Source organism: Amycolatopsis sp. NPDC005961 (assembly GCF_040629235.1).
GTDB lineage: Bacteria > Actinomycetota > Actinomycetes > Mycobacteriales > Pseudonocardiaceae > Amycolatopsis > Amycolatopsis camponoti.
Genome location: NZ_JBEXVF010000004.1, coordinates 79,111 through 92,704, shown reverse-complemented (window position 1 = coordinate 92,704; position 13,594 = coordinate 79,111). Strand labels below are relative to the sequence as shown.

14 protein-coding genes are annotated in these 13,594 nt (G+C 70.6%); 5 read left to right on the top strand and 9 right to left on the bottom strand.

Annotation, left to right across the window (positions count from 1 at the left end; translation table 11 throughout):
• Both ABZ342_RS05175 and ABZ342_RS05170 read left to right on the top strand, forming a co-directional pair.
• Entirely contained in the window at positions 1–579 is a 579-nt protein-coding gene (locus ABZ342_RS05175) for an HAD family phosphatase (RefSeq protein WP_360468880.1), read from the top strand.
• An 82-nt stretch (positions 580–661) separates the two neighbouring features.
• Positions 662–1,474 (top strand): SAM-dependent methyltransferase, encoded by an 813-nt coding sequence (locus ABZ342_RS05170; RefSeq protein WP_360468878.1) that lies wholly within the window; start codon positions 662–664, stop codon positions 1,472–1,474.
• A gap of 4 nt (positions 1,475–1,478) precedes the next feature.
• Here ABZ342_RS05170 and ABZ342_RS05165 read toward each other — a convergent pair whose 3' ends face one another.
• From ABZ342_RS05165 to purD, 9 genes are all read right to left on the bottom strand, one after another.
• The gene (locus ABZ342_RS05165) at positions 1,479–1,670 is read right to left on the bottom strand and encodes a hypothetical protein (protein ID WP_155548045.1); all 192 of its coding nucleotides are present in this window, start codon (positions 1,668–1,670) and stop codon (positions 1,479–1,481) included.
• A gap of 102 nt (positions 1,671–1,772) precedes the next feature.
• Positions 1,773–2,945 carry a pyridoxal phosphate-dependent aminotransferase gene (locus tag ABZ342_RS05160; protein ID WP_360468876.1) on the bottom strand — a complete coding sequence of 391 codons (1,173 nt, stop codon included), beginning with the start codon at positions 2,943–2,945 and terminating at the stop codon, positions 1,773–1,775.
• Positions 2,946–2,960: 15 nt separating this feature from the next.
• On the bottom strand, positions 2,961–4,103 hold the full coding sequence (locus tag ABZ342_RS05155; RefSeq protein ID WP_360468874.1) for a transglycosylase SLT domain-containing protein: 1,143 nt from the start codon (positions 4,101–4,103) through the stop codon (positions 2,961–2,963).
• Positions 4,104–4,123: 20 nt separating this feature from the next.
• Complete coding sequence (locus tag ABZ342_RS05150) at positions 4,124–4,435, bottom strand: hypothetical protein (protein WP_360468872.1); 312 nt, start codon at positions 4,433–4,435, stop codon at positions 4,124–4,126.
• Positions 4,436–4,567: 132 nt separating this feature from the next.
• Complete coding sequence (locus ABZ342_RS05145; RefSeq protein WP_360468870.1) at positions 4,568–5,326, bottom strand: ESX secretion-associated protein EspG; 759 nt, start codon at positions 5,324–5,326, stop codon at positions 4,568–4,570.
• Between the two features lies 1 nt (position 5,327).
• On the bottom strand, positions 5,328–6,914 hold the full coding sequence (locus tag ABZ342_RS05140; protein ID WP_360468868.1) for a hypothetical protein: 1,587 nt from the start codon (positions 6,912–6,914) through the stop codon (positions 5,328–5,330).
• A gap of 10 nt (positions 6,915–6,924) precedes the next feature.
• Positions 6,925–7,491, bottom strand: coding sequence for a DUF3558 domain-containing protein (locus ABZ342_RS05135; RefSeq protein WP_360469227.1), 567 nt, complete (start codon positions 7,489–7,491; stop codon positions 6,925–6,927).
• Between the two features lie 25 nt (positions 7,492–7,516).
• Positions 7,517–7,897 carry a hypothetical protein gene (locus tag ABZ342_RS05130; protein ID WP_360468866.1) on the bottom strand — a complete coding sequence of 127 codons (381 nt, stop codon included), beginning with the start codon at positions 7,895–7,897 and terminating at the stop codon, positions 7,517–7,519.
• Positions 7,898–8,010: 113 nt separating this feature from the next.
• Complete coding sequence (gene purD, locus ABZ342_RS05125; protein WP_360468864.1) at positions 8,011–9,285, bottom strand: phosphoribosylamine--glycine ligase; 1,275 nt, start codon at positions 9,283–9,285, stop codon at positions 8,011–8,013.
• 168 nt (positions 9,286–9,453) lie between these two features.
• On the opposite strand from purD, the gene ABZ342_RS05120 reads away from it, so the two are divergent.
• The 3 genes from ABZ342_RS05120 (at position 9,454) to ABZ342_RS05110 (ending at position 13,181) form a co-directional block, all read left to right on the top strand.
• A complete protein-coding gene (locus ABZ342_RS05120) occupies positions 9,454–10,590 on the top strand; it encodes a glycerophosphodiester phosphodiesterase (RefSeq protein WP_360468862.1) in 1,137 nt (378 codons plus the stop codon).
• Between the two features lie 40 nt (positions 10,591–10,630).
• Positions 10,631–11,569, top strand: coding sequence for a serine hydrolase domain-containing protein (locus ABZ342_RS05115; RefSeq protein ID WP_360468860.1), 939 nt, complete (start codon positions 10,631–10,633; stop codon positions 11,567–11,569).
• Between the two features lie 70 nt (positions 11,570–11,639).
• Entirely contained in the window at positions 11,640–13,181 is a 1,542-nt protein-coding gene (locus ABZ342_RS05110; protein ID WP_155548054.1) for an amino acid permease, read from the top strand.
• Positions 13,182–13,594: the final 413 nt, after the last annotated feature.

Below are 13,594 nucleotides of genomic sequence, written 5' to 3'. Positions count from 1 at the left end.
GTGAACTGGATCGTGTTCGACTACGGCGACGTGCTGAGCAAGCCGAGCCTGGCGCGCCCGGACATGGCCGCGGCGATGGGCGCGCCGCTGCCGGAGTTCGAGAAGGCGTACTGGGACTACCGGATTCCCTACGACGCCGGGAGCACGCCGCTCGAGTACTGGCAGGCGGTCGGCAAGGCGCTGGGCGTGTCCGTCGACGAAACACTGTCGGCCGAGCTGACCCGCATCGACGTCGAAGGCTGGGCTCACCTCGAGCCGTCTTCGCAGGCGCTGGTCGAAGCGCTCTCCGAGGCCGGTGCGTCGCTGGCGCTGCTGTCGAACGCCCCGGTCGTGTTCGGCGAGTGGGTCCGCGGGCAGGACTGGGCCCGCCACTTCCGCGTGACGCTCTTCTCGGGCGACGTCCGATGCGTCAAGCCGGACGCGAAGATCTTCCGGCTGCTGCTCGACGAGCTGGGCGCGGAGCCCGTCGACTGCCTGTTCTTCGACGACCGTCCGTCCAATGTGGACGGCGCACGGGCGGTGGGGCTCAAGGCGCAGGTGTGGAACGGCGCCGACGCCGCCCAGGCCTGGCTGGACTGACCTCACCCGCACCGCACGTCCGCCTACCGGCGGTGATCGCCGGTGACCTAGGCTGCACGGACCCCGACACCGGTAGGCCGCCATGACGACCGAACTCCCGCCGGCCCGCGTCGACTTCGACCGGCCGAACATCGCGCGTGTCTTCGACGCGCTGATGGGCGGCCAGGACAACTACGAGGCCGACCGCGCGGTGCTGCGGGAGATCCTGGCGGTCGCACCGGAGTCGCCGGCGATGGCGCGGGAAGTGCGGCAGTGGCTCGTCCGCGCCGTGCGGTACCTGACCGAACGCCTCGGCGTCGACCAGTTCCTCGACCTCGGCTCGGGCTTCCCGACGGTGGAGAACACCCACCAGGTGGCGCAGCGGTACAACCCCGAGGCGCACGTCGTCTACGTCGACAACGACCCGGTCGTGCAGGCGCACAACCGCGCGTTGCTCGTCGACAACGACTTCACGCACATCTCGGGCAGCGATCTGCTGCGGTCCGGCGAAACACTCGCGGACGTCGGGCGGTTCCTCGACTTCGACCGGCCCGTCGGGCTCGTGCTGTGCGCGATCGTCCACCACATCACGGACCTGGAGCAGGCGCGGCAGGTGGTCAAGTCCTACGTCGGCGCGCTGGCGCCGGGGTCGTACCTGGTCCTGCTCCACCAGCACAACCCGGACGACGGCTCCGCCGCGGCGGACGTCGCGACGGCCCTGCAGAAGAGGTACAGCGGCACCGGGCTCGACACGCGCTACCGCACGCGGGCCGAGATCACGTCGTTCTTCGACGGCCTCGACCTGCTCGAGCCCGGGGTCACGGCGCCGCACCTGTGGTGGCCGGACGGGCCGCGCCTGGCGCCGCTGACGCCCGTCAACTGGACGTCGCTGTGCGGCGTGGCGCGGATCCCCTGAAGTCTCAGTAGCGGTTGATGCGGCGCGGGTCCTTCTTGCCACCGCTGATCGCGCGGTAGCCGGCGGCGCCGAGGAACGCGATGCCGCCGATGATGGCGATCCACAGGACGGCCTTGAACACGAAGCCGATCACGGCGCCCAGCACCATGAACGCCACCCAGGCGACGATCAGGCCGCCGACGATCTTCCAGAACATGGCTTCCTCCGATTGCTCCCGTGGCCGCTGGCGGCCCGATGCCTCCACTCTGGCACCCCGGCCGGGGAAACTCCCCTCGGCGAGCCAACGTTCAGGGATGAATCAGGGTTCCCCCTGGCCCAGCCACGCACCCAGCCGCCGGACGCCCTCGTCGATGTCCTCGGCGCTCCCGGCGAAGGAAAACCGCACGTACTTGCCGCCGTCGACCGGGTCGAAGTCGACGCCGGGCGTGATGGCGAGACCCGTGTCGGCGAGCAGCCGCTGGCACCAGCTCAGACTGTCCTGGGTGTACGCGCTGACGTCGGCATAGGCGTAGAAGGCACCGTCGGCGGGGGCGAGCTTGTCGAGGCCGATGCCCTTGAGGCCGGCGAAGAGCCGGTCGCGGTTGGCGCGGTAGTGCTCGACGTGCGCGTCGGCCTCCGCGTACGCCTCCGGCGTGAAGGCGGCGAGCGCCGCGTACTGCGAAACCGCGGGCGGGCAGATGGTGAAGTTGCCGGTCAGGACGTCGACGGCGCGGTGGAGGCGCTGCGGCACGAGCATCCAGCCGAGCCGCCAGCCGGTCATCGCGAAGTACTTCGAGAAGCTGCCGAGCACGAGCGGCTCACGGCCGAACTGCCACGCGCAGTCGAGCTCGGCGCCGTAGGAGATGCCGTGGTAGATCTCGTCGCTGATCAGCTGCACGCCGTGCGACGAGCACCAGCCGGTGATCGCGGCCAGTTCCCCGGGCGGCAGCACGGTCCCGGTCGGGTTGCTCGGGCTGGCGACGATCAGGCCGTCGATCGGGCCGAGCTCGTCGAGCAGGGCGACGGTCGGCTGGAAGTTCGTCTCGGCCGTGGTGGCGAACTCGACGACCTCGCAGCCGAGGACGGACAGCAGGTTGCGGTAGGCGGGGTAGCCGGGCCGCGCCATCGCGACCTTGGCGCCGGGGTCGAAGGCGCTGAGGAAGGCGAGCAGGAAGCCCCCGGACGACCCGGTGGTCATGACGACGTCCCGCGCACTGACGTCGAGCTGGTACTTCCGCCGGTAGTGCCCCGCGACGGCGTCCCGCAGCTCGGGGATGCCGAGCTGTTCGGTGTAGCCGAGGGTGCTTTTCCCGAGCGCTTCGCGTGCGGCGTCGAGAACGGGTTCCGGCGCGGGCACGGAAGGCTGCCCGGCGGCGAGCGACACGAGATCGCCGTGGCTGCGCTGCCGGGCACCCGCCGCGGAAAGGACGTCCATGACGTGGAAGGGCGGCACACCGGCCCGCAGCGCGGGACCCGCCTCGAGGTCGGCCATGCGGCCAGGCTAGTTCTAGTACCCCTGGTAGGCACCACCGTGGGCCATGGCCTTGATGCCCGGCACGTTGCCCAGGCCGCCGTAGCGGTCGAAGGAGTACCGGACGCCCGCGATGATGTTGTCGACCGGGTTGTAGATGTTGTCGTGGCCGGGCAGCTTGTGGGCGTTGAACGTCCCGTCGATGCACTGCATGAGCCCCTTGGACGGGTGCCCGGCAGCGGCATTGGAATCCCAGTTGTTGATGGCATTGGGATTCCCGCCCGACTCGTGCTGGATGATCGCCCAGATGTTGGGGATGTCCGCGTCCGTGACGGGCACGCCAGCAGCCTGGAGCGCCTTGATGGCCTCCTGGATCCACTGCTGGACGTTGCCCGGGGGCGGGGACGACGGCGGGCCGCCGCTGGGGCCGAGGCCGCCACCTCCGCCGCCACCACCACCGCCGCCTCCTCCGCCACCGCCACCGGCGTGGTGGGAGGAGCCGTTGCTGTGGATGCCGCCGGTGCTCTTGGGAGCCGCCGGAGTGCTGCTCGGCAGGGGGACCTGGTCGTAGCCGCCCTCGATCTGCTGGGACATCAGCGTCTGCGACGCCTTGATCGCGGTGTCGGCCTGGGTCTGCAGACCGGTCACGTCACCGTCGAAGCCGGCGGTGATGGTGTGGATGTCGGTCTTCGCCGTGGCGAGGATCTCGGCGGCGGTCGGGCTCGGGCCGGGCTTGCCCTCGTCGTGCGCGGTCTTCGCGTCGGCCAGTGCCTTGTTGATGGCGGTCTCGGCCGTGGCGTTGCGCGCGTTGACTTCCTTCTCCGCGGCCAGCTGCTTGTCCCCGACGTTCTTCTTGATCTGCTCGAGGGTCGACGTGAGGCCGTCGAGGTCCTTCGCGACGTCCTCGAGGTGTGTCTGCACCTTGGTACCGGCGTCGCGCACCTGGCGGACGTAGGTGAAGAACTGTTCCGCCGCCGGACCGGCCCACACGCCACCGTTGAGCGCGTCCGTCGAAGACTTCAGGGACGCATTGTGATCACCCGCGTTCTTTCCGGCCTCGCGGAACTGCGCCGCCGCCGCGGAGATTTTGTTCAGATCGACCTTTTCGACCTGATCGACCTTCTTCATGAAGGCGTCCCAATTGTCCGGCGTTCCGGCGCCGACCCCGTTCAAGCCCACTCTGGTGCCCCCTGCTCAGTTCACTTGTCGACGTGCAGCTTGAGGTCGCTCGCCCCGACCTGGTCGGTCTCGGCGATCAGGCCTGCCGCCTTGCGCATGGCGAACCCCAGCGCCTCCATGTGCTTGCCCGCGGCGTCGAACTGGCTGTGCACGCCGTCCTTGAACTTGCCGACCGCGCCGTGCGCGTCGCCTTTGTCGTCCATCCCGCCGAAGGGGCTTTCGTGCTCGTGGTCCAGGCCGGTGACCTTCTGCTTGGACTTTTCGAACTCGTCCTTCAGCTTCTCCACCTGGCCGGCCGCGATGGCCATCGAGTCGGCGTCGTAGACAGGCACGGTTCGTCATCCCCTTCGCAAACTTGCATCCGCCGGGTCAGACGTCGTCCTGACCGGGACGGTTCCCGTGCTTACTTTATGACTTCCCGCGCACCGCGCGTACCGATCCCGGCCAAGTTCCCCCGGCGGGGCTCAGGCCTCCGCCATCAGTTCCCGGATTCGCGTCGCCAGCAGGGCGTTGTCCGCCGGGGTCACCGTCGCCCACTCGCGGCCGTCGCGGTCCCGCGCCACCTGGAACAGGTATCGCCCCGCGTCCGTGTCGAAGAACGCCACCACCCGACTCGCGCGGTGGACCACTCCGTCGCGGCCCACGCGTTCCGCGCCGAACTGGCCCCTGGCCTCCTGGCCCAGCAGCATCCCCGACAGCTCCTGAGCGAGGAACAGCTCCACGCCCCGATCCTCCAACGCCGTGACCAGCCCCTTCGCGTCGCCGCGTGCGGCCGCGTCGGCCTCGCGGAGGACCGAATACGGGATGCTCACCGTCTGGCCGATGCCCGGTCCGAGGTCTCCCGCCACCGAGACCGCCGTCTCCGGGAGGCCGTCCTCCGTGGCCGGGATCAGCCAGACCTCGCCGTTGTCCACCACCGCCAGCACCGCCTGGCCGCGGGTGCTCACCGCGCGGCCGCGGATCTCGCGCTCGGCCCACACCCACACGTCCAGGCCGGACTGCGGGCGGGACAGCAGGTGCAGCTGGTCCGCCACCTCCCCCGACACCCGGCGGTTGCGGGCCAGCCGCCGCTCGCTCAGCGACGCCCACGCCGCCTCCACGACCTGCGCCCGCTCGGCGCGAGTGGTTCCCTCGCTCGGCACGTCCAGCGCGACGTGCTTGCGCGGCAGGTCCAACGACTCCCAGAGCACGTCGAACTCCCGCGCGGACAGCACCAGCGACACGTCAGCGCCCGTCCCCGCCGTGGTCGCCGATCACGTCGGGGGAAACCATCCGCTGGTCGGCGAACAGGTCCTGGTCGTCAACGCCGAAGCGGCGGACGTGCTCGGCGTCGTCCTCCTGCGGGGCCGCCTCGGACAGGAACTTCGACTCGCCGGCCTGCTGCTTCGGGCTGATCTGCTCCGACTTCCGCAGCGCGACGGCCTCCTCCTCGGGCAGCTCGCCGACCGGCAGCGGCCGCACCGGGCCCTTCGCCTGGCCCTTCTCCCGCCGCAGGCGCTCCTTGTCGCCGCTCAGCGCGCCACCGGCCGCGCCCGCGCCGACCGCCGCCGCGCCCGCGCCGATCTCGCCCGGCGTCGCGCCGGGCTTCGCCGTGAAGCCGCGTTCGGCCGTGAACTGGCCGGGTGGGAGCGGGGGCTGCGGCATCGCGCCGACCGTGCGGCCCTTGGCCAGCAGGCCGTCGGGGCCGCGGTTGGTCCCGCCGAGCGCACCCTCGACGCCGGTCGAGCCGGCGCCGGACGCGCCGCCGCCGCCGAGCGACTTGATCGGTGCCGTCGCCGGTGACGAGCCGGGTGGCAGCGAGCCGGGCGCACCCGGCGGCACGAACTGCTCGCCGCTTCCGCCGCCGGCCGGGCCGGGCGCGAAGTGGGAGGAGTCGCCGGAGGACGTGCCGCGGCCCGGCGCGTTGACCCAGCCGGGGCCGGGCGCCGAGGTCGGCGGCCTGACGCCGGCCGGCGTGGTCGTCGACGACGGGGTCGTGTGCTGCGCGGGAGCCGTGCCCCCGCTGCTGCCGGTCTGGCGCGGCGGCTGCGCGGGCGGCCGGGACGGTTGCTGCGCCGCGACGCCGTAGACCGGGGTCGGCGGGTCGGCGTGCACGGTGTGCGAAACCGGCTGCACCACCGGCGGGTCGACGTGCACCGACCGGACCTTGTCCGAGGCCGGCTTCACGCCGCCGTCCGGCGTCACCGCGACGGCGGCGCCCGCGACGTCCAGCACGCCCGGCGTGATGCCCGGGGCGGCCAGCTTGAGCGACTCGGGGTCGGACAGCGACTGCGTCGAGAGCAGGTTGGTGCCGCTCTCCTGCGCGTACTCGTTCAGCGCCTGCTTGGCCTGTTCCTTGGCGTCGTTCGCGGCCTCGACCTGCCGGGCGTGGTCGGTCTCGAAGCCGATCAGGCTGAGCAGCAGGCCGTCGGTGAGCGTGTAGCCGCCCGCGCCCTTCCGGACGGTCTCGGCGTCCGGGAGCTTGTACTTGGTCCGGTTGAACGACTCGCCCTGCTCGAACACCATCTCCGCGGCGTGCGCGACCTTCGTCGTCGCGTCCTGGGAGAACCCGGCCTGCTCGGTGAGCACCTGGCTGGCGGCGCCGCCGGCCTGGCTCTGCCATTCGACGCCGAGCTTGAGCAGCTGCGCGCGCAGCGTCTGGTCGGTGTGGGCGAGAGCGGTCGCGACGGCTTTCAGCGCGTCGACGGCCGTGCCGATGCTGCCGGTGCCGTCACCGTTGACCATCCGCGTGATCTGGTCGGCGATCGCGGTGTTGGTCCAGCCGTCGAACCGGTGGTTCTGGATCCCGGCCGCGAGCTCGGAGAATTCCACGCGCCCTCCCTCAGTTGCGTGCTTTCAAGGTCTGCAGCGCGATGTCGGCGGCTCGCACCGACAGGTCGCACAGCTGCGGCTGCGTGAACTTGCCGCGGGTGATGGCGAAGGTCTGGACGGCCAGCGTCTGGCCCCTCGCGACACCGACGAGCGCTTCGCAGTCGGCGGGGTCGCCGGCCGCGCGGTAGTTCGTCAGCGCCGGGTAACCGCCGATGGTCTTCGGCTCGGTGGTCATGCTGTTCTTCTTGCGGGCCCCGGTGATCCACTCGTCGAGGTCCGCCGACACGGCGCGCACGTGGTAGGCGTGCACGGGCTCGGCGCCGTCCGCGTCGAACACGCACGTCGGCCCGTCTTCCGGCGGCGCTTCGCGGGGCGTGCTGGTGATCTTCATGGCGTCGAGCTGCACCTGCGGGAAGACCTCGCACAGGTTGACGCCTTGCAGGGGCAGCTCGGCCGGGCGTTGCGGCAGCTGGGCCGCCTTGGCGCTCTGCGACGCCGCGGTCGCGGCCGTCTCGATCGGGTAGGGCGTGCCGTCGGTGCCCGCCGAGCAGCCGGCGAGCGCCGCCGTCGCGAGCACGCCTCCGGTGATGCGCAGCTTCCGGCTACGCACCGTGCTTGCCGCGGTCACCGAACACCGCCGCCTTCTCGTCTTCGCTGACCTTGTAGTCCTTGGCGGCGTCGCGCAGCTGCGAGACCAGGCGCTTCAGGCCGGCGACGTACTCGCGGACCTGCCCCGCGTAGGAGCGGTCGCCGTCGGCGATCAGGGTGTTCCAGGCGTCGATCGACTGGGTGCTGATCACGTCGGCGGACGGCGCGTCGATCCGCAGCTGCCCGAGCTTGGTCAGCAGCTGGTCTTCGAGGGAGTTCGCCTGCTCTTCGACGATCCGGGCGACGTCCAGGAGCTTGTCCGGGTGGACCAGGACGTCCGCGGCCGCCGGCGCCACGGGGACGGCCGAGCTGAGGTCGTACGAGGGTCCTGACATGCGCTCCCCTGACGTCATACGGACAGTGACCGGCCGACTCCCGCCGAGGCTACCAACCCGGGTGTGACAGCAGGCTGAGATGGGACGAACATCGTCGGCCGCCGGTTCCCGGATCAGGCGCGCTGTTTTGCCGTCGGCGCGGTGATCTCGCCGTTCGCCGCTTTCAGCGCGATGTCCGTTCGGTGGTGCGAGCCCGCGAGGTGGACCTTGTCGACGGTCTCGTACGCGTGCTTGCGAGCCGACTTGAGCGTCTTGCCGGTGCCGACGACCGACAGCACGCGGCCGCCGGAGGAGACCACGGCGCCGTCGTCGCGACGGCGGGTGCCCGCGTGCAGCACGCCCTCCAGCTCGGCACCGCCGATGACGTCGCCGGTGCGCGGCTTGCCCGGGTAGCCGTCGGCGGCGATCACGACGGTGACCGCGGCGCCGCCCGCCCACTCCAGCGGCGGGTGCTCGGCGAGCTTGCCGGTGGCGGTGGCGTGCATCAACCCGGCGATCGGGGTGCGCAGCAGGGCCAGCACGACCTGCGTCTCGGGGTCGCCGAAGCGGCAGTTGAACTCGATGACCTGCGGGCCGTCGGAGGTCATCGCGAGCCCGGCGTAGAGCAGGCCGGAGAACGACGCGTCGCGCGCGACCAGCTCGTCGGCGACCGGCTGGACGACCTTCTCGACCAGCTCGTCGACCAGGTTCTCGGGCGCCCAGGGCAGCGGCGCGTAGGCACCCATGCCGCCGGTGTTCGGGCCGGCGTCGTCGTCACCGACGCGCTTGAAGTCCTGCGCGGGCAGCAGCGGGACGACGGTGTGGCCGTCGACGAAGCAGAACAGCGACACCTCCGGACCGTCCAAAAAGGACTCCAGGAGGACCGGGTGGCCGCCGTCGAGCAGCATGATCGCGTGCTTGCGGGCGACGTCGTAGTCGGTCGTGACGACGACGCCCTTGCCGGCGGCGAGGCCGTCGTCCTTGACCACCCAGGTCGGGCCGAAGCGGCCGAGCGCGGCGTCGAGGCGGGCCGGGTTGTCGACCACCTCGCTGCGCGCGGTCGGCACATCGGCCGCCGCCATGACGTCCTTCGCGAACGCCTTCGAGCCTTCGATGCGGGCCGCCGCGGCCGAGGGGCCGAAGCAGGCGATGCCCGCCTTGCGGACGGCGTCGGCGACGCCGGCGACGAGCGGGACCTCGGGCCCGACCACGACGAGGTCGGCCTGCCAGTTCTTCGCGAGCGTCGCGACCGCTTCCGGGTCGGCCGCCTCGACGCCGAGCTGCTCGGCCATGGCGGCCGTCCCGGCATTGCCGGGCGCGCAGGCCAGGGCGGTGACCGTGGGGTCGCCGGACGCCGCGAGGACGAGTGCATGCTCACGGGCGCCGGAGCCGATTACCAGTACGCGCACGCCGCACAGCGTATCCGGCCGGATTCGCGCCGGACATTTCGCCGTCCCCGGGACGGGTGTCCACGTGTCGTTTACCGCGCTGACCGCCCCGGTACCACCGGGAGACGCTTGCGGCCATGAGGGTGGCGGGGTAGTCAGGGTCAACCCTGTGTGAAAAGAGGTCACCAGATGAAGCGCAAACGTGTCGGCGTCCTGACACTCGCCGGACTGGCGTTGCTGAGCGTCACCGGATTCGCGATCGGCTCGGCGAACGCGGCCGAGACCGGGTCCGCCGATGCGGCCGCGCACGGACGGGGCCACGATGACCCCGTGATCATCGGACACCGCGGCGCGCCCGGGTACCGGCCGGAGCACACCCTCGCCTCGTACGAGCTCGCCTACCGCATGGGCGTGAGCTGGGTCGACGTCGACCTCGTCCCCACCAAGGACGGCCAGCTCGTCGCCCGGCACGAGCCGGAGATCAGCGGGACCACGGACGTCTCGAAGCACCCGGAGTTCGCGAACCGCAAGAAGACCCTGGTGGTCGACGGCGTCGCGACGACCGGCTGGTTCACCCAGGACTTCACGCTCGCCGAGCTGAAGACGCTGCGCGCGGTCGAGCGGATCCCGGCGAACCGGCCGCACAACACGCTCTACAACGGGCGCTACCAGATCGCCACCTTCCAAGAGGTGCTCGACCTGACCAGGCGGCTCGGCAAGGAGCTGCACCGGACGCTCGGGACCTACCCCGAGGTCAAGCACTCGACGTTCTTCCAGTCGATCGGCAACCCGACCGAGCCGAAGCTGGTCGCGGCGCTCAAGCGCAACGGCCTCGACCGGCCGGACGCGCCGGCGATCATCCAGTCGTTCGAGGTGTCGAACCTGATCGACCTGCACAAGCAGGTCCGGACGCCGTTGCTGCAGCTGACGTCGGCTTCGGGCGCTCCGGCGGACTTCGTCGCGAAGGGCGACAAGCGGACGTACGCGGACATCGTCTCGGCGAAGGGGCTGCAGGACGTCGCGAAGTACGCGAAGTACCTCGGGCCGGACAAGGGCCAGATCATCCCGCTGGACGCGTCCGGCGCCCTGACGAAGCCGTCGGCGATCGTCGCGGACGCGCACAAGGCGGGACTGAAGGTGCAGCCGTACACGTTCCGGAACGAGAACCCGTTCCTGCCGGCGAACCTGCGCTCGTCGGCCGAGCCGGACGCTTACGGTGACGTCTTCACCGAGGAGGCCGCGTTCCTCGCGGCCGGGGTCGACGGCTTCTTCGCCGACCAGCCGGACACCGCCCTCGAGTCGCTGCACGCGTTCCTGGGCCGGTAATCGCTTTGCCGTGAAGGGCACGCTCCTGGACGCTGGGTCCATGAGCGTGCCCTTCACGGCTTTCGACGGCTTTTCCGGCGTGATCCTGGTGACCCGCGGCGAAGAGACGCTCGTCGCCCAGGCCCACGGGTACGCGCACATCGCCTACGGCGTCGAGAACACCGTCGACACCCGGTTCGCGATCGCCAGTGGCACCAAGGGGTTCACCGCCCTGGTCGTCGTCGGCCTGGTCGCCGAGGGACGGCTGGAGCTGGCGACCACCGCCCGCGAGGTCCTCGGCGACGACCTGCCGCTGATCGACGACCGCGCGACCGTCGAACACCTGCTGACGCACACCTCCGGCATCGGCGACTACTGCGACGAAGAGGAGGACCCGCCGCCGACTCCCCTGCTCGCGACGTCCGCCGACTACCTGGCCGCGCTCGACGGCTTCACGCAGAAGTCCCCGCCCGGCACCGAGTTCCGCTACAACAACGGCGCGTTCGCGGTACTGAGCCTGATCGCCGAACGGATCGCGGGCATACCTTTCGCCGAGCTCGTCCGGAGCCGCGTGACCGAGCCCGCCGGGATGACCGGGACGGCGTTCCTCCGCTCGGACGCGCTGCCCGCCCGGACGGCCACCGGCTACCTGGAAGACGGCCGCACCAACGTTTTCAGCCTGCCCGTCGTGGGCTTCGGCGACGGCGGCGCCTACACGACCGCGGCCGACGTCCGGAAGTTCTGGCCGGCCCTGCTCGACGGCCGGATCCTGCCGCGCGAGTGGATCGACCGGATGCTGCGCCCGCACGCGGACGGGTACGGCCTCGGCTTCTGGCTGCCGCGCCCGGGTGTGGTGCACCTGGACGGCGGCGACCACGGCGTCACGTTCTGGAGTTCGCACCAGCCGTCATCGGGCGTCACCGCGACGCTGATCTCGAACAACCACCGAGGTGGCGGGCCCCTGCTGCGACGGCTGGACGAGTTCTTGACGAAGGCTTGACACCCCTCGGGACCGGGGCTACCTTCGGCGAATTCATTGGTCTGGCCGCATACCTTTCAAGAGGTGCCCGATGGACGTTTCCGACCAGCAGACCACCCCCGACCACGCCGACGAAGACAGTGCGCGCCTCCATCAACTGGGGTACGCGCAGGAGCTCAAGCGGACGATGTCGGGGTTCTCGAACTTCGCCGTCTCGTTCACCATCATCTCGATCCTCTCCGGCTGCCTGACCCTCTACGGGTTCGGCATGAAGACGGGCGGGCCGGCCGCGATGATCTGGGGCTGGCCGCTGGTCGGGGTGTTCGTCATCCTGGTCGGGCTCGGCATGGCCGAGGTCTGCTCCAGCTACCCGACCGCGGGCGGCCTGTACTACTGGGCGGCGAGGCTGGCGCGGAAGAACGGCCCCGCGTGGTCGTGGTTCACCGGCTGGTTCAACCTGGTCGGCCAGATCGCGGTCACCGCGGGCATCGACTTCGGCGCGGCGCTGTTCCTCAACGCGTTCCTCGACCTGCAGTGGGGCTTCAGCGCGACACCCGGGCACACGATCCTGCTGCTCGCGATCATCCTCGTGGTGCACGGCCTGCTGAACACCTTCGGCGTCCGGATCGTGGCGATCCTCAACAACGTCAGCGTGTGGTGGCACCTCATCGGCGTGCTGGTGATCGTCGGCGTGCTGGTCTTCGTGCCGGCCAAGCACCAGGACGCGTCGTTCGTCTTCGGCAGCTTCGTGAACCAGACGGGCTGGGGTTCGGCGTTCTACGTCTTCGCGCTCGGGTTGCTGGTCGCGCAGTACACGCTGACCGGCTACGACGCGTCGGCGCACATGACCGAGGAGACGAAGAGCGCGGCGACGGCCGGACCGCGCGGCATCGTGATGTCGATCGTCGTCTCGCTCGTCGCGGGGTGGATCCTGCTGATCGGACTGACGTTCGCGATCCAGGACTACGCCGGTGAAGTCGGTTCCGCCACCGGTGTCCCGCCCGCCCAGATCTTCATCGACGCGACGGGCGCGGTCACCGGCAAGTTCCTCCTCCTGATCTGCATCGGCGCGCAGCTGTTCTGCGGCATGGCGTCGGTGACCGCGAACTCGCGGATGATCTACGCGTTCGCCCGCGACGGCGCGATCCCGGGGTCGAAGTTCTGGCACAAGATCAACAAGCGGACGCAGACGCCGACCAACGCCGTCTGGCTCGGCGCCGGCGGCGCGCTGCTCCTGGCGCTGCCGTACTTGTGGAGCTACACGGCCTACAGCGCCGTCACGTCCATCGCCGTCGTCGGCCTGTACGTCGCGTACGTGATCCCGGTGTTCCTGCGGGTGCGGCAAGGTGACGACTTCGAGCGCGGGCCGTGGCACCTCGGCCGCTGGGGCAAGCCGGTGGGCATCATCGCGACGATCTGGGTCGTGCTGATCTTCTTCCTGTTCATGCTCCCGCAGGCGTCGCCGGTGACGGTGGACTCCTTCAACTACACCCCGATCGCGTTCCTGGTCGTGCTCGGCGGCGCGGCCCTGTGGTGGGTCGTCTCGGCCCGGAAGTGGTTCAAGGGGCCGAAGGTCCAGGGCTCCGAGGCGGAACTGGCTGCGGTCGAGCAGGAGCTGAAGGAGCTGGGCTGAACCCGGCCCGGAGCCGGTAGCCCGTCCGTCCCGCACGGACGCGGCTACCGGCTTTCGGACGCAACAGCGAGGCCGGGGACCTGGTGCTAAACCTGCTGTATCCTGATCGCACTGCCGACCGGCAGCCTCGCTTAAGCAGAACGGACACGTCGACAGCTCCCGCGAGTACCGAGAATGCAGTCTTGGCCGCGGGGCCCTCGATGGTTGAGGGTCGGGAGCTGGTGCTCCCACGGCGCTCCGTCTGGCATCTTGTCACTTGCCATCCGAGGTCTGAGCGTCTTGAGGGACGGCGGACACCGGATACGCCTCCGGCCGAACGGAAATCCGCACTGCAGCAACCCCATCCGGGGCGGCTGGACACCTCGGACCGGTTGCCCGGGATCTGGATTTTGTATGGACCCGTGGTCCACGGG